Source organism: Bacteroides luhongzhouii, assembly GCF_009193295.2.
In the GTDB taxonomy this organism is placed as follows: domain Bacteria; phylum Bacteroidota; class Bacteroidia; order Bacteroidales; family Bacteroidaceae; genus Bacteroides; species Bacteroides luhongzhouii.
The window spans coordinates 3,949,048-3,970,074 of sequence record NZ_CP059973.1; the positions used below are offsets into that span (position 1 = coordinate 3,949,048).

General features: G+C 37.4%; 12 protein-coding genes. 7 read left to right on the forward strand and 5 right to left on the reverse strand.

The features are described from left to right. Positions 1 to 70: 70 nt before the first annotated feature. Genes GD631_RS14690 through GD631_RS14710 form a run of 5 tightly spaced genes read right to left on the reverse strand, consistent with a single transcriptional unit; the run spans position 71 to position 8,290 of the window. Entirely contained in the window at positions 71 to 1,021 is a 951-nt protein-coding gene (locus GD631_RS14690) for a DUF4999 domain-containing protein (RefSeq protein WP_143260090.1), read from the reverse strand. 23 nt (positions 1,022 to 1,044) lie between these two features. After that, positions 1,045 to 2,244 carry a DUF1735 and LamG domain-containing protein gene (locus GD631_RS14695; protein WP_143260091.1) on the reverse strand — a complete coding sequence of 400 codons (1,200 nt, stop codon included), beginning with the start codon at positions 2,242 to 2,244 and terminating at the stop codon, positions 1,045 to 1,047. Between the two features lie 8 nt (positions 2,245 to 2,252). Continuing rightward, positions 2,253 to 3,392 carry a glycoside hydrolase family 18 gene (locus tag GD631_RS14700; protein WP_143260092.1) on the reverse strand — a complete coding sequence of 380 codons (1,140 nt, stop codon included), beginning with the start codon at positions 3,390 to 3,392 and terminating at the stop codon, positions 2,253 to 2,255. A gap of 27 nt (positions 3,393 to 3,419) precedes the next feature. Further along, positions 3,420 to 4,970, reverse strand: coding sequence for a SusD/RagB family nutrient-binding outer membrane lipoprotein (locus GD631_RS14705; protein WP_143260093.1), 1,551 nt, complete (start codon positions 4,968 to 4,970; stop codon positions 3,420 to 3,422). A 17-nt stretch (positions 4,971 to 4,987) separates the two neighbouring features. After that, positions 4,988 to 8,290: a TonB-dependent receptor gene (locus GD631_RS14710; protein ID WP_185911479.1), complete on the reverse strand. Its 3,303-nt coding sequence runs from the start codon at positions 8,288 to 8,290 to the stop codon at positions 4,988 to 4,990. A 378-nt stretch (positions 8,291 to 8,668) separates the two neighbouring features. Here GD631_RS14710 and GD631_RS14715 point away from each other — a divergent pair, with 378 nt between their 5' ends. The 7 genes from GD631_RS14715 (at position 8,669) to GD631_RS14745 (ending at position 21,020) form a co-directional block, all read left to right on the forward strand. After that, positions 8,669 to 9,904, forward strand: coding sequence for a site-specific integrase (locus GD631_RS14715; protein ID WP_143260095.1), 1,236 nt, complete (start codon positions 8,669 to 8,671; stop codon positions 9,902 to 9,904). Positions 9,905 to 10,529: 625 nt separating this feature from the next. After that, on the forward strand, positions 10,530 to 13,343 hold the full coding sequence (locus tag GD631_RS14720) for a SusC/RagA family TonB-linked outer membrane protein (RefSeq protein ID WP_185911480.1): 2,814 nt from the start codon (positions 10,530 to 10,532) through the stop codon (positions 13,341 to 13,343). 11 nt (positions 13,344 to 13,354) lie between these two features. Further along, positions 13,355 to 14,929, forward strand: a complete 1,575-nt coding sequence (locus GD631_RS14725; RefSeq protein ID WP_223225923.1) for a SusD/RagB family nutrient-binding outer membrane lipoprotein — start codon at positions 13,355 to 13,357, stop codon at positions 14,927 to 14,929. Between the two features lie 25 nt (positions 14,930 to 14,954). After that, positions 14,955 to 16,091, forward strand: coding sequence for a glycoside hydrolase family 18 (locus tag GD631_RS14730; RefSeq protein WP_143260097.1), 1,137 nt, complete (start codon positions 14,955 to 14,957; stop codon positions 16,089 to 16,091). 31 nt (positions 16,092 to 16,122) lie between these two features. Continuing rightward, positions 16,123 to 17,256 (forward strand): DUF1735 and LamG domain-containing protein, encoded by a 1,134-nt coding sequence (locus GD631_RS14735; RefSeq protein WP_143260098.1) that lies wholly within the window; start codon positions 16,123 to 16,125, stop codon positions 17,254 to 17,256. A gap of 153 nt (positions 17,257 to 17,409) precedes the next feature. Continuing rightward, on the forward strand, positions 17,410 to 19,593 hold the full coding sequence (locus tag GD631_RS14740; protein ID WP_143260099.1) for a DUF4838 domain-containing protein: 2,184 nt from the start codon (positions 17,410 to 17,412) through the stop codon (positions 19,591 to 19,593). Positions 19,594 to 19,691: 98 nt separating this feature from the next. Next, entirely contained in the window at positions 19,692 to 21,020 is a 1,329-nt protein-coding gene (locus GD631_RS14745; RefSeq protein ID WP_143260100.1) for an MFS transporter, read from the forward strand. Positions 21,021 to 21,027: the final 7 nt, after the last annotated feature.

The following is a 21,027-nucleotide window of genomic DNA, read 5'->3' on the forward strand; positions in this document are numbered from 1 at the left end:
TTCTAAAATAGAGGGTAATCCAATGGATTACCCTCTATTTTATCATTTCTATGTTACCTATTCATTATGTTTATTCACTTTTGGGTTCGTAAACATTAAATTCTGTAACATCCGTACGACCGTTTGTAGAGATAGTGATAATCTGATATTTTAGATATCGCGTAGTAATAGGAGAGATGAACGTGATATTTTGTGTACCACCAGATATTGCTAATGAACTCAATGATTTCCATGTGATACCATTTTCAGATTGCAATATTTCCACTTCTCTAGGGGCATATGCACTTGCCCAATGGTTCGTTTTGATACCTGTTAAAACTTTAGATTCACCTAAATCAACAGTAAACCAAAATCCTTTATTATTAAGAGCAACGTCAGTTCCAGTTTTGCCATCAATTAAGTTATTAGATGCGCCCTCTACTCCTTCTTCCATATTAATAATCCATCCCGTACGATTACTAATAAGTTGACTATTACTAGGAGTGCCACTTTTAAGATTACAGTAGGCAGCTTTATTAATAATGACAGGCAATGTACTTAAACTACTACTAATAACAGTGTTTTTTTCATTGGTTGTAACATCACTGATTGATACACTGAAAGAAAAACTTGTTTTTTCCATGATACTGGCGAATATTGCCGGATCAACTGTTGCAGTGATCTCTTCAGAAGTCATCTGACCTTTTTTGAGAGTAACCTGTGAGGAACTTAAGATGATCTGACTTGCATCAAGTCCTTCTGTTTCGCTTTTGGTACTTAGTGCGATAGTCATATCTGTGGAGACAGCTTTCTGTGTTTTTACAGTAAAGACCATTTTAATCTCATCTCCTCCGATTCCATTCGCATCATGAGTCAGATTAAACTTTTTTACGTTACCTGATAAGTAGTCATTTCTCTGTAAAGACACATACGTAGCATCCCACTCGTTAAAAACTTCATCATCATCATTACAGGACGAAATGAAAGGAATAAACAAGCCGAGTAGAGCTGCTATTGATAGTGATTGAAATATATTTCTCATATGTACATACGATTAAATTATTACTATTTCCATTCGGTAGCTTTATCTGTAGATAAAATACCGTCAATCCAGGTAGGAGTAGCAGAAGTAGTCAAAGTATGCCCTTTGCCGGTTGCATCTTCGAATACATTACCTTGTCCTTCGTTGAATCGCCAATAAGCTTCCAATCCCACAGATTTTGGGCTAACCTGAGTCATGTTATTCTGAATTTGAGAAGCGGAACGAACTACTGACCAAATACGTGCTTCACTCATTAGAATTTTACAATTTCCCCATCTACTATAAGGATCATCACCTAAACAGAACCAATTTACATCTGAGAAGGTTGTGGCTCCTGTTGGGATACTCAATACGCCCGAATCAACTCCGTTTATGTAAAGCCGATAATTAGAACCATCACAAACTAATGCCAGATGTTGCCATTCATTTGGTTTGAAAGAATTACTTGGATTCAAATAAAGTCGGTTACGCCCTACAATCTGTACTAATGAATGTGCTTTATAATTTTCATTATCACTTTGAGGGTCTTCAAAACGTAAAAGAATAAAGTTTGTATCATCTCCTCCGTTTTTAAATACTGCACGGTCACGGTCTGCTGTATTAGCTACCTGGAAACGAACCTCTATCGTATATTGTGAATATGTTTCGGGGGATTCCGTATATTTATTAGCTTTTAAACTGGGAGCACCAACGAACATTGGAGCTGAAAATTCAATAATACTCTCTGCTAAAATAACAAAGGTTCCGGTATTCTCCATTGGTGAAATATTCCCATCCTGTAATACTAGTTTAACAGGTAATGCGTATGATTCTCCTGATTTCATCATCTCTTGGCTGAAAGCTTTTAGGACAATAGAGAGAGCATCGGTAGCATATTGCCCGGCTTTCACTGTAATAGTTTCCGGTAATGTATAATAGCCTTCCGGCAACATTATATATCCAGTTCCATTAATATGGTTATAAGCATCCAATACTGATTGGTCTGTGACCAATTTGTAATGATTGTCTGTAGAAGAAAGATTACTAAGGTGAACATTTAAGCTAGTAAAACTCTCTCCAGTAGCCTGTACGGTCACTTTTTGACTTGTGCCTGAGAGTGCTTCTTCAATATAAGCGTGTGTATCTAAGGTATCGTATTTCGCATCTCCACAACTTACGATACTTCCTAATCCTGCTATAACAGCGGAGAAGCATAAAGTTTTTATATAATTCATACGTTTCATAGTTTACATTAATTTTTAAGTAATGAATGTGATGAGGGATTCATTATTTGAATAGCACGGCGTATATTTTTATATTCTGGTGAGGTTCCATACTCTGCTTCCATATGATAGGTTCCTGCACCACCTTTACGAAAACCATTACTTGGTTGCCAACGTGCCATACCTTCGAGAGATTTCATTTTATTACCATAACGATCGGTGTAATCATATCCACCATTCATAGCAGCATCAGTAGCTTCGAAATTTTCAGTCATGATGGTCATCTTTGTGATTTGCTCTTCTGACATGACACTTCCATAAGTCTGCACAAGCCCTGCACCCGCTACGCCACCTGTGATAAGACGTTTGTCGAGTTTAGAATCACTACCGGGACTACTGTCATTGTAAGCTTGAATGATAAAATAGTCGAAATACAGTCCAACTTCGGGCCTGCCTTTTATGCTTTGTGGTTCACCATCAATAACTAATAATTTGCCTGTTCCTGATTTTGGACCGAAATATTTGCCTAGTTCATCAACGAATGCAAACATTCTATCGTCTTCGTCTACAATATTGCCGGGGTTGCCGAAATTAGGCTCATAATCGATATCAAAGCCGTCGTAACCATATTTGTTTACTGTATCGGCAATGGCACTTGCATATTTGCGAATGGATGCTTCTATTGCTTCCTTATTTGATTCATCGGAAGGCCATCCCCAAAAATCATTCACAGCTTCTTTTTCGGATGAAAATCCCATATTTTCCCAATTATCACGAATATTCTGTGGAGTAATTTGATCGCCTACACTTCTGATAATAAAACACATAGTAAAACGAGTACCTTTAACTTTTTGGCAAAATTGCAGATCTTTTTTTTGAGCTTCTGTAATGTTTGACCAATTTCCCCAAATAGAAACAATATCTACACTATCCGGAATGCCAGCTAAGGAACTTTTCATATAGCTACCTTCACCACTCCAACCACCAAACCAACCAAAGGCTACCTGATGATCTGTTTGCTTATAAGCACGCAAAGCTGCATAATATTCATCCGATACAATCGATTCGGGAAAAGTTTTTGCTTCCGACTCCGTCCAATCACTACAACCGATCAATGAAGTTGTAGCTAATGATATGAGTACAATGTATAATAAATAAATTTTCTTCATAAAAGTTCTTTTTATGCATTATATAAATTAGTTCTTCTTAGCCCACTTTAATTCAGTAGCTTCATTATCAGCACCGCCAAGTTCTAGCACTCCCAGGGTATAATTAGCTTTATTATTTTGTGCTTCTGTATAAGGGAAGCTTAAACGACGCATACCACGTTGGCTGCTTACATCACAATCAGATAGATTATCGATGCAAGGATAAAGTTCCGGATAACCTGTACGACGGTATTCAGCCCATGCTTCCAATCCCAGTGGATAATTGGCAATCCATTTTTGAGTGATAATACGTTGGAAATTTTTTCCATTTACGTTATCAGCCTCGCTGTCATCCCACATTACACTCACAGTATTGGTAATTGTTGCAGTAGCATTTTGTACAGCGTCACTTTCATGTGATACGACGGGCGCTTCATCTATCTTCAGGTATTCAGTAGCCGAAGCTTGATATTGTTCCATAGATAGATTAATGCCATCTTCATAGTAGGCTTTTGCTGTTTTTGACCCCATATTCCAACCGCGTAATTTTCCTTCTGCACGTAAAAAAGCTGTTTCTGCAGCGCAGAAAACCATTAATTTGGACGTTGCTGTATATGCGGGAGTAGAAAACCCAGCTGCATCTGCCTTTTTAAAATCAGCATCTCCGGTACGCATACCTACATATTGATCTGTCTTTCCGGCAAGGGTAGACTTGTTAAAGAACTTCGACATACGTGGATCATCATATGCATTCATATAATCTACAATATTTGCATTCACACGTAAATCACCCCAACTTACAGCTGCCAGTTGATATGGATTACTCTGTGTTCCACAAGAAAGCATGGCATTATCCGAATTACTTTCAATCAATCCTGCTTTATGTGTTACTGCAGCTTCAGCCGCTTCTTGAGCAATGCCAGGCCATGCTCCACTAATTCGCATTGCAACACGTAAACGCATTGAGTTTGCCAGTTTTGCCCAACCGGAATAATTTCCATCGAAAACGGGGTCATTGGCTCCCAATGGTGCGTTACCGTTTGTTTCTACATAATAATTGTATAAAACATCAGCTGCATTGGCCAAATCACTTAATATATTAGTATAAACTTGTTCTTGAGTATCATAAGATACATAGAAATTCCCTTTCTTTACTTGGCTGTAAGGCATCGGTCCATAGCAATCTGCAACACGAAGCATTGTTATGGCGCGTATCATACAGGCAAAGGCATAATAATGTCCGGTAGAATTAGTTGCTTCTTGTATCTGGAAAAAGTTTCCGTATATTTTTTCAAACGGAGTGTTCCAGGGCGTAGCGTTCCATGCATCACTCTGATTGAATGTGCTGAAGTTTGTACCACTCCATGTGTTAGAACAGCATAAATAGCCACCTAATTGTCCCACCATCTGGTCTTGCATTTGAGAGTCATTTTGCTGAATATTCACAATTGTTTCAATCATAGACTTCATCAGAGTAGCAGGGTCAGCATCATGAATTTGGTATTGATTCGTATTATACTCCTCAAATTTATCGGTACAACTTCCTGCCAGTAACAACAGAGCGGCACCGACTGTGATATTTCTTAAATATTTTCTCATAACATTAGCTTTTTCTTTTAGAATTGAACTTTCACATTAAAACCGAAGTTACGCAAGCTAGGTTGCATAAAGTAGTCTACATTCATATAATAGTTACTGGAGGTAGAGGCAGATAATTCCGGGTCAAACGGAGCTTTACAGTAAATCATCCATAAGTTACGTCCTACAATACCTAAAGTAATATTCGCCACATTTTTAAACCATCTTTTAGGAAGTGTATAGTTTAAGCTCAATTCCTGCAAACGTACATTGGTTGCGCTATATAGATAATAACGACCGTAACCACCTTCGCCCGTACCGATAGCCTGATAATACTTTTGGGCATTAACCTTACCATTATTAATAGGTATACCACCATTGTCACGAGCTGTTGCAGATGTTTCGGATACTCCATAATAATCTAAAATACCTTGAGTGGCCGAATAAGCTAATCCACCTACACGGGCTGACAATACAATTCCCAAGTCGATTCCTTTGTAAGTGAAGTGGTTGGTCCATCCGAGGTTGAAATCAGCATCCAGGTTGCCGACTTTTACCGGAGTGTTTGATGAGGTAATACCTAAATTACCATTCTGATCAACTTTAATGTTACCGTTATTATCTTTTGTCAGCTGATTGTATACATAGATATCAGTCATGGAACCACCTTCTGTCAGGATGACACGAGGAGCTACATTCTCTTTTCCTAACCAACCTACATTCATTTCATCCATTTGGATAGCTTCTCCGGTCACGGGATTCACGCTGCCACTTGCCAGTCGTTTTACCTTATTACGGTTTAAAGTGAAGGTAGCATTAGAAGACCATCCGAATCCTGCCCATTTATCGCTGAACCCTAAAGCTAATTCAAGACCTTGGTTTTGCACGTCACCGGCTTGCACAATCGCTTGTTTGTAACCAGAAGAAGAGGGAATGTCCACTTTAAATGTCTGGTTCAGTGTGTTGGATCGATAATATGTGGCGTCCAAACTGAAACGATTTTTCCAAAACTTCAAATTCAAACCGATTTCCCAAGATTTTGTTTTTTCAGGTTTCATGTTGTCCATCGGATAAACAGTCGGATTAGCCCAGTTATGTGTCTGGCTATTGTATTCGTAACCCGGATTGGTCAGGAAACGATCGAAAGAGGAGGCGACCACTGTGTATGAACCACGTATTTTGGCAAAAGTAATCACCTCTGGCAATTTAACCATTTCTGATAATAAAGCCGATAAACCGACTGACGGATAAAAGAAAGATTGCTGTTTAGAAAATGCAAGCTTTGAATCCCAGTCATTACGTCCGGTTACAGTTAAATACAGTTGATTTTTCCAACTTAATTCTGCACTGGCAAAAATACTTTGAATTTCATCTTCATATCCGGTAGGGTCCGGTTTATAGTTGGCAGAGAAATTAATATTGTTGATTTGGAAGAAGTTGGGGATAACTAAGTCACCTGCGATGTACAACTGATCCATTGAAGTATGATATATGGAAGCACCAATATTGGCTGTTAAATGAAAATCACCGAATGTTTTATCTATATTAGCCAAGAAGTCGGCGTATAGAGAACGTTCTTGACGCATGGCATCTTCAAAACCACCGCTAACACCACAGAATGTAGTTAATGTAGAAGCTGATTTCTCATTTTTATTCCGATAGTCGGAGTTGTCCAGATTTACACGACCGACAACATTGAGCCAATCTGTAGCTTCCCATTTCAAAGAAGCATTCATCATATAACGTTTCTTGTTGGATGTGCGATTAATGCGGTTTTGTATCCAATACGGATTTTGTAATGATAAACTTGCATCACCATAAGGCCAATATTGTTCCATATAACCGTAGTTGGTGTTATAACGTTCATACAAACGAATTTCGTCAAAGTTGTCTCCACGAGGGAATAAATACAATGATGGGAGAGGGTTATAATATTGTCCTTGAGAAACCATGTTCTTGTTGTTCTGAACAATATACTGTGCACCGATATCCAAAGTGAGTTTATCATTCAGGAAATGGGTGGTATTGCGTGCTGTAAAATTGTAACGGTTGTAGGAGTTATTCGGAAGAATTCCACCGGAATTAGTAGTAGAAGCAGAGAGGTAAGTCTGGTTCTTGGTATTTCCTGTAGATAATGCAACCGAATTGATAACATTGGATCCTGTTTCGAAGAAATCAGACGGATTATATCGACGGTTTGTCAATTCTCCCCAGCTGAATAATCCAGAACTTGTACCATAACGATTTTGCATATCCGGCATAATATATGCTTTAGAAAAAGTAGTACTGTTGGATACCGTTATGGTAGTTTTCTCCATCTGACCTTTTTTAGTGGTAATCAAAACGACACCATTTGCAGCTGCAGAACCATACAATGCAGCTGCAGAAGGACCAGTCATCATACTGATACTAGCGATATCATCCGGATTTAAGTCAGCAACGGCATCTGATCCTCCCATATCGCCAAATAATCCTTCACCACCACTTTTTCCAGTATTAAAAATAGGTACACCATCAATTACATACAATGCATTATTATCTTTCGTCAGGGATTTCATACCACGCATAACAACACGTGTTGCACCACCGGCACCAGTTGCGCCACTATTAATTTGAACACCTGCTACCTTTCCTGACAGTGAATTCATAAAGTTGGCATCCTTTACAGCTGTCAACTCATCACCTTTTACTTCTTGCACATTATAGCTTAATGCTTTAGTTGCTCGCTTGATACCTAATGCAGTAACAACTACTTCGTCCAATACTTGCGTATCTTCTCCTAAGGTAACTTTCAAGGATTGTGCGTTGGCAAGTGTGATTGCTTGGGAGGCATAACCGATATAAGATACTTCAAGTACATCACCTTTAGCTGCTTGTATTTTGAAATTTCCATCCATATCAGTGATAGTACCATTTGAAGTACCTTTTACCAAAATACTAACTCCAATCAACGGTTCTCCTTTTGAGTCAGTAACAGTACCACTTACAGTAATTGGTGTTTTTTTCTGCTGGTCTTCTTTATTATTCTTTGCAGAAAGTACAATATGATTATCCACTATTGAAAAACTGACATTAACTCCTCTGAATAACTGATTCATTACATTATTCAAAGACTCTTTTGTTACCTTGATAGATACGACACGATTTATGTCAACATCATTTGTATTATAGACTACTGACATTGAAGTTTGTTTCTCAATTTCTTTCAAAGCAGTGTTTAAGGGTACTTTCGATAGATTAAGAGTGATCGTTCGTTCTTGCCCATAAGCTGAAGCAAAACACGAAACTAACAAAAGGAAGAATAACAAGTGTGAGAACTTGTGTTTTATAATTTCTTTCATCTTATTCTTTTTAATTAGAAATAGTTTTTAGAGAGTTCATAATTAGAAACGATAAATGTGATTACCGTTTTCACACAAAGGTTTCATGTATCTCTGTTTCTCATAATTAATAAATTTAAAGGTTACACTTAAAATAAATCCCATAAGCGCTTATTCAATAGTAATACATTCTATGTTGTAACCTTACTAAACGAAGATAAGATTTTTTTTCAAAAAAAATAGAATAGGAAGATTTCTAATTGAAAAATAAATACTCAAATATTTGATAAATAGAATCTTATGTACCTTTTAAAATCAAGTTGATTTATTACATTTGCATACATTTTGCATGCAATATATGTATGTTTTACCTATTGTATAGATATAAATATTCATTTTATGTTCAAATATTCAAAAGATGGAATTTCGGTTTTAACCATATTAGATACCAGAAGAGCAAAAAAGAGTGGACAGTTTCCTGTTAAAGTTCAAGTGGTATATAGAAGAAAGCAAAAATATTACTCAACTGGGAAGGAAGTGTCAAAAGAAGATTGGGCAAGGTTATTAAAAGTAAAAAGCCGGTTATTGGCAGAAATTCGATCAGATATAGAAAGTAGTTTTTCAACTATTAAGCAACAAGTTAACGAACTGATACAAAGAGGAGAATTTAGTATTGAAACATTAAGCGTCAGGTTAGGAAGGCAGATGAATGATATGACTTTGCGTAGTGCTTTTCGATTAAAGATGAAAGAACTAGAAGCTAATGAACAAGCAAATACCTACCTAAACTATCAAAGTGCTTTGAAAAGTTTGGAAGATTTCGGAGGTTCTACTATACCTTTGGAAAACATTACAATTGATTGGCTTAAACGTTGTGAAAGATTTTGGATATCAGAGGGTAAAAGTTATTCAAGCATAAGCATTTATTTCCGGGCCTTAAAGTGTGTCTTAAATCGTGCTGTACATGATGGTATCATAAAAGAATCATCATTTCCTTTTGGAAAGAATAAATATGAAATTCCGGAAGGGTGTGGACGTAAATTAGCACTTACTCTTTCTGAAATAAAAAAAGTAATGTCTTATCAATGTGAAACAAAAGACATAGAAGAATTTAGGGATCTTTGGGTGTTTTCTTATTTATGTAATGGCATTAATTTTATGGATTTATTATTTCTTCAGTATTCAAATATTATAGATGGAGAAATATGCTTTGTACGCTCTAAGACATCTCGGGCTACCAAACATAACAAAGAGATACATGCAATTATTACTCCTGAAATGTGGAATATTATTCAAAAATGGGGTAATCCAAGATTAAGCTCGCAAACGTATATTTTTAAATATGCTAGAGGAACCGAAGATGCCTTTGAAAAAATTAGATTGGTACGACGTATTATAACCAAATGTAACAGGAGACTTAAAAAGATAGCTCAAGACATTGGAATTTTTCAATTGACGACTTATACCGCAAGGCATTCTTTTGCTACAGTATTAAAACGTGGAGGTGCTAAAACCTCATATATTTCTGAAAGCTTGGGACACTCTAATTTATCTGTAACCGAGCACTATTTAGCATACTTTGAAAAAGAGGAGAGAATAAAGAATGCTCAACTATTGACTAACTTTAATTTCTAGATAAATACATTTGCATGCAAATTGTATGTACAATGAAAAATGAACCAATAATTGATATAGAATAAAAGTGAGTATAATATTAAAAAACGCATATTTAGATTATCTATAATTTAGAATATGTATCCGCTATCAAGAGTGGTTTGGAAAAACGCAGAGATTTCCACTTTAGCCAAACGTAATTTAAATAAAAAAGTTTGATATTATTGCAATTCTTTCTTTTTATCACCTGTATAGTGATAGAATAATGTCTAATATCAATAATATTAATCAAATAGAAAGATTCCGTTCTTTGTGTTATCGACACTAATCAGAAGAAAACAACTACTAAAAAACAAGTTATTATTATTCTTTAAATGATTTATTAGGTCCCATTTAAAGAATCAAAATGTTCCACACCGAGAAACGAAGTGATTCTCGGTGTGGAACATTCCTGAACAAACGTCTTTTATCGGATATTCATACCACATACATGAATAAAAACAATTTAATTACTGCATATTCATACGCAATCTTGCAAACTTTTTCTCTTATTCATTGAATTTGCTCAGTTATATTTAGCCTGACATATTAAGAATAGAACATCTAATCTATTTATCTAACAAGAATAGAATTTAGGGGAAAGTATATGAAAATGATTTTCTCCCAAGCAATCACACTTGCCAACGCACAATCCTTGAAAGTTACCTTAGGAGAAGATACGCAAGTATTGGACGAAGTAGTTGTTACTGCATTAGGTATCAAGCGGTCAGAGAAAGCATTGACGTATAATGTACAACAGGTGAAAGGGGATGAACTTACAACTGTAAAGAGTACTAACTTTATGGGAGCACTGGCTGGTAAAGCAGCAGGGGTACAGATTAATTCTAGTGCGTCAGGTCCAGGCGGTGGTGTAAAGGTTGTAATGCGAGGTGCCAAATCTATTACGCAAAATAATAACGCTCTCTATGTGATTGATGGTATTCCAATGTATAATCGTGCTTCTTCCGGAGGTGATGGAGCTATGGCTACACAACCGAGCAGTGAATCAATAGCTGACATTAATCCGGATGATATTGAGAGCATGTCGTTGTTGACAGGACCTTCTGCAGCTGCATTGTATGGATATGAAGGGGCTAATGGAGTAGTATTAATTACTACTAAGAAGGGACGTGCTGATAAGACAACCGTGACTTATAGCAATAATACCACATTCAGTGATCCTATGATGATGCCTAAGTTTCAAAACACTTATGGTAATATGACAGGGGAAATGATGAGCTGGGGATTAGAAACTGATAAGAGATACGATCCTGCAAATTTCTTTAATACAGGAAGTAATGTATCCAATGCTCTTTCTCTCTCTACAGGTAATGATAAGAGTCAAAGCTATATCTCTGTAGCCACAACTAATGCAACAGGCATTATGCCCAATAATGACTATGATAGATATAATTTCTCATTCCGTAATACTACCAACTTCTTGAATAATAAGTTTATTTTGGATACAAGTGCTAACTATATTATTCAAAACGATAAGAATATGGTATCGCAAGGGCAGTATTTTAACCCGCTTACTTCTTTGTACTTGTTCCCACGTGGCGAAGATTTTTCTGATGTAGCTGTATACGAACGTTATGATGATTTGTCGGGTGTAAATACTCAGTATTGGCCATATGGTGATTTAGGCGGTGTTTCGTCTCAAAATCCTTATTGGATTATGAATCGTATGAATCGTGAGAACGATAGAAGACGTTATAAATTGGCTGCTAGTCTACAATATAACATCATTGAAGGGCTAAATGTACAAGGACGTGTGAGCATCGATAATACCGAAAGTAAATACACCGAAAAATTCTACGCAGGTACGGTCGGTAATTTTGCCGGTCCAAAAGGGCGATATAAAGAAGAAAACCGTCTAGACAGACAAGTGTATGCTGATGTATTGGTAAACTTCAATAAAACGTTCAATGAATTTAATGTAACGGCCAATTTGGGCGCTTCTATTAAGGATCTTCGTATGGAGTTGACTTCTTTGCATGGAGACTTGAACAATGTAACTAATCATTTTACCATCGAAAACCTTACACGCAGTGGCTATTATAAAGTAAATGCTGATGGTTTAAAGCGTCAGACACAATCAGTTTTTGCCAATGCGGAAATAGGCTGGAGAAGTTTTCTCTACTTAAGTCTCACCGGACGTGCTGACTGGGATTCTTCTCTGGCTCTTTCAGAAAGAGGAAATAAACCGTTTTTCTATCCTTCTATTGGTCTTTCAAGCATTTTGAGTGAAGTTATTGATTTGCCTGAATGGTTCTCATTCTTAAAAGCACGTTTTTCTTTCACTTCGGTGGGTAATGCCTATGATCCATATTTGACAAAGGTACGTTATGTTTATGATGATCAGCTTGACCAATATAAAGCAGAATCTTTGTATCCAAACTCTGATTTGAAACCGGAAATTACTAAATCTTATGAGGCGGGATTGAATATGCGTTTCTTCAAGAATACATTGAATTTTGATATTACTTATTACAACTCTGATACACGTAACCAAACATTCGCTGCGCCTCTTCCGGCAAGTTCTGGGTATACGGCTGTTAACATCCAAGCAGGTAGTGTACAGAACCAAGGTATAGAGATGGCCTTAGGATACAAAAATGAGTGGCGTGATTTCGGTTGGTCCAGTAATTTTACTTTTACTTATAATAAGAATAAAATTAAAAGATTGGCTGATGGTGTTACAAACAGAATTACGGGTGAACCGATTGAAATGCCTTATGTAGACAAAGCAAGATTGGGAGGCTCCACTTCACCGGTAGTACGCCTGACAGAAGGTGGCTCTATGGGAGACTTATATATCAACCGCGACTTTAAACGCGATAATAATGGTTATATCTATTTGGATGCCAAGACTGGTTTGCCAAGTATGGTGGAAACCGAATATAAGAAAATAGGTTCATTGCTTCCCAAGGTTAATTTAGGATGGAGAAACTCATTTACTTATAAAGGTTTACGTCTGAATGTATTGTTAAGCGGGCGTTTTGGTGGTTTGGTTGTATCTAATACACAAGCTTTCCTTGATCGTTGTGGTGTTTCCGAATATAGCGCACAACTTCGTCAGGCTGGAGGAGTAACTATCAATAACAGAAATGTATCCGCTAAGGATTATCTCGGCATAGTAGCGGCTGGTACTGGTGAAGGTGACCACTATGTATATGAAGCAACCAATATTCGTTTGCAGGAGGTTAGTCTTGAATATACACTCCCTAAAAAGTGGTTGTATAACATTGCTGATGTAACATTAGGTTTAATAGGAAATAATCTGGCCATGATATATTGCAAGGCACCGTTCGATCCTGAATTGGTTGCGTCATCTACCAGCACTTTCTATACTGGTGTGGATTATTTCATGCAACCTAGCTTGAGAAACATGGGATTTAGTATAAAAGTACAATTCTAATAAAGCAACGAATGATGAAAAGATTCAATATAATTAAGACTGTAAGTGTGGCAGCTTTCACTACTACTCTGCTATTCGCTTCATGTACGGGAAACTTTGACGAATTAAACACACATCCAACAGACGTGTATCCCGAAGATATGACTCCGACGGAACGGGTCGGTACGTTGTTTGTGGCTATGACTCGCTTATTGAATGCCTGTCAGGAAAATAACAGTCAACACACTGAACAAATGGTAGGGCAGTATGGCGGGTATTTTGCAACAACTGCCCCTTGGAATGGTACTAATTTTGGAACATTCAATCCTAGTGCTGACTGGGTAGATGTTCCTTATAAAGATATGTTTACGGAGTTTTATCCGAATTTCCAGACAATAAAAGAATCTACAGGAGGTACTGGATATATTTATGCGTGGGCGTCTATTCTGCGGGTCGGTGTTATGCTTCGTGTAGCTGATATTTATGGTCCTATCCCTTACTCTGAAATGGGAAAGGGAGAATTCCAAGTGGCATATGACGATGTGAAAACACTCTATCATAATATGTTTGATGATTTGACACGTAGTATCAACGTACTTTTGGCATTTGTTCAGGAAAATGAAGGAAAAGAAGTACCTGTTGCCGAATATGATATCATATATAATGGTGATTTTAGTAAATGGATCAAATACGCTAACTCTTTAAAACTTCGTATGGCTGTACGTATCGCTTCTAATACTGAAGATACAGAATATGCCAAACAAATGATGGCAGAAGCGATTGATGGTGGAGTAATAGAATCTAATAATGATAATGCCTTTTTTCCATCTATGCCATATAACCCATTTTGGATTGCTTCAGATTGGGGTGACTTAGCTATCAATGCAACACTTTCTGCATACATGAATGGATATAATGATCCACGTATCAGCAAATATATGAATACTTCGACTTCGTATAGGGAGTATCGTGGTGTGCGTATGGGAATTAAAGATACAAGTAAAAGCGTTGAAGGTAGTGCTGCAAGGTACTCTAAACCAGTTGTAACAGATGCTTCTCCTATGCCAGTTTTTTATGCGGCAGAGACTTATTTCTTAAAAGCTGAAGCGGCTTTACAAGGATGGATTGCAGGTGGAACAGCGGCAGCTAAGAGTTACTATGAACAAGGTATTCAAGTTTCAATGAATCAATATGGTGTAGAGATTGGTGACTATCTTTCAAGTACAGTTGCTCCTCAAGGGTATACAGATCGATGGAACTCTCAAAATAATATTTCATTTACTGATGTTCCTACTGTTGCATGGGAAAACGGAAGTAATAAACTTCAGAAGATTATTACTCAAAAATGGATTGCCAACTATCCATTGGGAATTGAGGCGTGGTGTGATTATCGCCGTACTGGTTATCCTGAATTGTTTACGGCGCGAGATAATCTAAGCTCTGTTGGCTATATCGGTGATATTGATAGTAAACGTATGGTACGTCGTTTACCATATCCTACAACGGAAAAATCTAGTAACTCAGCCAATGTAGAAGCAGCTATTGCAACTATGTTAGGTGGCCCGGACACCGGAGCTACAGATTTGTGGTGGGCGAAAAAGAATTAATTTTTAACCTGATAAAATATAGAATATGAATATAAAGCATATAAAAAATGCATTCGGATTTGCATTTGCCGCTATATTCTTCGTTGGATGTACGGATGTGGAATCTATTAATGATGTCGATTTGAATCAAACAATTAAAACTGATGAATATTATGCTGCTTTGCGCAAGTGGAAAGAAACACCGGGACTTCCACAAGTGTTCGTTTGGTTCGACAATTGGACAGGAACTTCTCCTACCGGTGAAAATAGCTTGAGAGGTCTGCCTGATTCTGTAACCATTGCTTCCAACTGGGGTGGGCATCCGAAATTTGAATTAACTTCGGAGCGAAAGGCTGATATGGAATATGTACAAAAAGTGAAAGGTACAAAGGTTGTTGTTACTTTATTTTCTCAAAATGTAGGCGACGACCTGCCGGATAAAGAAATTTATCACGAAGCTGGAACCAGTAGTGATCCGGAAAAGGTGAGACCTGCAATTAAAGCCTATGCAGAGGATATTTATAAAGCTTGTCTTGAATGTGGATATGATGGTTATGACTGGGATTATGAACCTGGTGGTGGAATGGGAGCTGGTCCACTTTGGTCAAATAAAGTACAGAGAACTATTTTCGTCGAGGAACTTTCCTATTGGTTTGGACATGGTGCTATGGATCCTAACCGCGATCGTGGAGACCGTCCTATGCCAGAGAAACGCCTTCTTTTCTTGATTGACGGTGAAGTTGGAGTTCGAACAGGTATGGATAAAGAATGGCTTTCATACTATGTAGACTATTTTGTATTGCAAGCTTATGGTGGAATGGCAGATTATAGAATGACAGGCGTATTGCGTGATATGGATGATTGGATACAACAGGGAGTTATTACTCCGGATGAAATTGTCCGCAGAACCATAGCTACCGAGAATTTTGAATCGTATGCTAATAGTGGAGGAGGATTCCTAGGGATGTCAAACTACGTATATAAAAATACTTATACTGTTAATGGAAAACCTTATGAAATAGACCAGTTAATTGGTGGATGTGGCCTTTATCGTGTAGGTTTTGACTATGCACAAGGTAAGGGCGATTATGATGGTTCACCGGAATATTATTTCTTGCGTCAGGGAATTACAAACATATATAGAAATTTCTATAATCGCATGAATGCTGTTAACGAAGAATAATGATTAAACGAACTTTATAAGAATGAAAATTATGAAATATATCTATTTATCAAGTCTTATGATTGTATTGTCAGCATTCTTTTTTATAGGATGTGAGAATGCAGAATATAAGGCACAGTTAAACAGCCTTTACATAACAGATGCGGCTGGTACAAACAATGCTACTACTGTTACTATGGATGACGGTGCAGACATTAATGTTGTTGTGCGTTTAGCTCAAAAAGTTATGGAAGATGTGGAAGTGGAAATCCAGTTCTCTCCTGAATTACTGGCTGAATACAATGCAACTAGCGGTACGGAATATGAAGTCTTGCCAGCCGATATGCTCCCCAATAATACTACAGTGACGATTCCGGCAGGTGAAATTAGTGCCAATTATCGACTTCATGTGGATGATTTTGTGACTAATGGTATTACTTATGCCATTCCTCTCACATTAGGAAATGTTGTAAAAGGTAATATTGTAAAATCAAAAGCTCAAAGTAAATTTATTTATGTATTAGCTAAGCCTTTGAATGTTTCTGTTCCTGTATTACGTGGTAGTGCCGGAAATGTAACAACACTTCCTGAAACGGATTGGGGAATTACAGTAGATGCATGGACATTGGAAGCATGGGTACGTATGGATGGTTATGGTATAAATAATCAGGCTATTTTCACTTCCGGAAGTAATGATCATGAAATCTATATCCGTTTTGGAGATGCCAATAGGCCTTACAATTATCTACAGATAAAGTCTTTGGGAGGGCAAAAACAAACAGCCAGTGATTTGGAGGCAAACACTTGGTATCATTGGGCTTTCGTTTATAATGGAACAACACTTACCATTTATAGAAATGGAAAACAAGACACCTTCTTTGATCCTCCTGCGCCGAAAGGTGGAAGTGTACGTTTTGATTTTATGAAAATAGTGGATAGTGGTAGCTATTTCCGTAATAATTGTGCTATGAGTCAGGTTCGTCTGTGGAAAGTAGCTCGTACAGAATCGGAGATCGCAAACAATATGTATTTCGAAGTCAATCCTAAAAATCCGAATTTGATAGCCCTTTGGCCAATGGATGAAGGAGATGGCACTTCCTTTAGAGATGCTACAGGAAACGGACACAATGCAACATCTAATGGTGCTCTCCAAAAGTGGGAACATAATATCAGATTTGATAAATAAAATGTTCTAAACTAATAATTTATTGAGAGAGGAGGATGTGTCTAATGGCATATCCTCTTTCTTATATGTTAAAGTATCCATAATTTATTAGAACTTTATTCTCCTGAATTGTACTTCTAGTAAATACTCATATAAACTTAAATTCTAACAAACATGAAACATTGGTTATTATCTGTTTTGCTGGTGGTATGTGGTACTGTTTCAGCACAAATAACACTCGTAAAAGATGGCAAAAGTAGTGCTCGCATCATTGTGCAGGACAAGATGCCAAATAGTAAGACGTCAGCGCAATTCTTACAACGTTTTCTTACTGAAATTTCGGGAGTTGTACTTCCTATTGAAAATGATAAAACACCTCGAAAAGGAGATATTATCATTGGTGGTCAATCTCCGGCGGAAGTAACAGAGGATGGATTCTCTATTTCTACTCAAGATGGTATTCTAAAAATATCAGGTAAAGAAAACGGTGTTGTATATGGGGTTGTTACTTTATTGGAGCAATATTGGGGTATCGATTATTGGGGAGAGAATGAATATTCTCTTACCCCTTCAAAAACGGTGAACTTACCCTTCATTAATAAAGTTGAGAATCCGGGCTTTCGTTACCGTCAGACACAATGTTATGCTATTCATACAGACTCTATTTATAAGTGGTGGAATCGTTTAGAGGAACCGAATGAAGTGTTTGCTGCCGGTTATTGGGTGCATACTTTTGATAAGCTTCTGCCTTCATCCATTTATGGGAAAGAACATCCGGAATATTATTCTTACTTCAAAGGAAAACGCCACCCGGGAAAGGCCAGTCAGTGGTGTTTGAGTAATCCGGAGGTTTTTGAGATTGTTGCTCAACGTGTTGATTCTATTTTCAAAGCAAATCCAGATAAACATATCATGTCTGTAAGTCAGAATGATGGTAATTATACAAATTGTACGTGTGATGCTTGTAAGGCAATTGATGATTATGAAGGAGCATTATCAGGAAGCATAATCACTTTTCTGAATAAATTGGCGGCCCGTTTCCCGGATAAAGAATTTTCCACATTGGCTTATCTATATACTATGAATCCTCCGAAGCATGTGAAACCTTTGCCGAATGTGAATATTATGTTGTGTGATATTGACTGTGACCGTGAAGTAACTTTGACGGAGAATGCTTCGGGAAAAGAGTTTGTGAAAGCCATGGAAGGATGGTCTAAGATTACCAATAATATTTTCGTGTGGGATTACGGTATTAACTTTGATAATTATCTGGCTCCATTTCCTAATTTCCATATTTTACAGGACAATATCCGTCTTTTCAAAAAGAATCATGCCACCATGCATTTCTCTCAAATAGCAGGGAGTAGGGGAGGAGATTTTGCAGAACTTCGCGCTTATTTAGTGTCAAAATTAATGTGGAATCCCGAAGTTAATGTAGACTCATTGATGCAACATTTTCTGCATGGATATTATGGTGAAGCAGCGCCATATCTTTATCAGTACATAAAGATAATGGAAGGCGCATTAATTGGTAGTGGACAGCGGTTGTGGATATATGATTCACCCGTATCACATAAGTATGGCATGCTAAAGCCTGCTTTGATGCGTCGTTATAATCATTTATTTGATTTGGCTGAAAAGGCTGTTGCGGCAGAACCAGATTTTTTAAAACGAGTTCAACGGGCACGTCTGCCAATTCAATATTCAGAACTGGAAATAGCACGAACAGAGACGGAAAAAGACTTGGTGGATATCAATAAAAAGTTAGACCTTTTTGAGGAACGCGTGAAAGAGTTTCAAGTTCCTACATTGAATGAGCGTTCCAATTCACCGGTAGACTATTGTAAATTGTATAAGGAACGTTACATGCCGCAGAAAGAAAAAAGTTTGGCTTTGGGTGCAAAAGTTACTTATCTGATTCCTCCTACCGGAAAATATGCAGCATTAGGAAAAAACGCATTGATTGACGGTTTGTTTGGTGGAGCAACCTTTGTTGACAGCTGGATTGGTTGGGAAGGAACCGATGGCGCATTTGTTATAGATTTGGGCGAAACAAGAGACATACAAAGTGTGGAAACAGATTTTCTTCATCAAATAGGAGCTTGGATTCTTTTTCCTCTAAAGGTGGTTTATTCATACGCCGAAGACGGTGAGCATTATACACATTGGAAAACGATTGATTTACCAGAAGAACGTACAGGTGAGGTAAAGTTCCGTGGAGTCAAGGCTGATTCAGCCGAACCGATAAAAACTCGTTATGTGAAAGTAGAAGTCACTGGAACGAAAGAATGTCCGACTTGGCATTATGGTGTAGGGCATCCTTCGTGGTTCTTTATAGACGAAGTGATAATAAAATAAAAAAAGTAGGGGGGAGACGTTAGTAGTTTCCCCCTTTTAGTTGTATTATATATAGATGGGTCAGAAAAATGAATTTTTTCATCTATATACTATGATTTATGCAACAGAATAAAACTGCTTCTCAACGAAAAACTATTAACCCGGCTTGCTGGGTACCTACCGCTTATTTTGCAATGGGGCTTCCCTTTATTGCTATTAATTTGGTTTCTGTTTTCATGTTTAAGGATCTTGGAATTTCGGATACGCAAATTGCATTCTGGACTTCTCTGATTATGATGCCTTGGACACTGAAATTTTTGTGGAGTCCTTTTCTTGAAATGTATCGAACTAAAAAATTCTTCGTATTGATCACAGAATTATTGAGTGGTGTATTGTTTGGAGTAGTAGCCTTTTCTTTGTTTTTCGATTACTTTTTCGCCATAAGTATCTCTACGATGGCAGTGATTGCCTTTAGTGGAGCAACGCATGATATTGCTTGTGATGGTGTATATATGGCTGAATTGAACAAAGAAGATCAGGCAAAATATATCGGAGTGCAGGGTGCCTTTTATAATGTAGCTAAATTGGTTGCTAATGGAGGATTAGTTGCTATGGCAGGAGCATTGGCAGAGTACTTCGGAGCAATAGAAGGCGCTTCAATAGATGCTAACAAAGGTGCGTATTCATCTGCATGGATGATTATTTTCGGCGTAATTGCAGCAATAATGGTACTGATCGGTATTTATCATATAAAAATGCTACCTTCTACACAGGTCCCGTTAACAACGAAGAAAACTGCATCAGAAGTTGGGCACGAATTGGTAGCAGTAATTGCTAATTTCTTTACTAAAAAGCATATTCTCTACTATATCTGTTTTATTATTTTATATCGTTTGGCAGAAGGCTTTATAATGAAAATAGCTCCGCTGTTTTTACGTGCGTCAAAGGATGTAGGCGGCTTAGGATTGTCGTTAACAGAGATTGGCACACTAAATGGTATCTTTGGTTCCGCTGCTTTTGTTTTAGGCTCATTGTTGGCTGGCATTTATGTCTCTAAGTTTGGATTGAAAAAGACACTTTTCACTCTCTGTTGTATTTTTAATCTTCCATTTGTGGCTTATACTTTTTTGGCAGTTACACAGCCTACTAATGTATATCTAATCGGAACTTGTATAACAATGGAATATTTTGGTTATGGCTTTGGTTTTGTCGGACTGACCTTGTTCATGATGCAACAGATTGCTCCAGGCAAACATCAAATGTCACATTACGCATTTGCTTCAGGAATCATGAATCTGGGAGTGATGCTTCCGGGAATGGTTAGTGGTTATCTTAGTGACTTATTAGGATATCGTAATTTCTTTATCTATGTGTTAATCGCAACTATTCCAGCTTTTCTGATTACTTATTTCATACCTTTCACGTATGATGACTCAAAAAATAAATAATATAAAA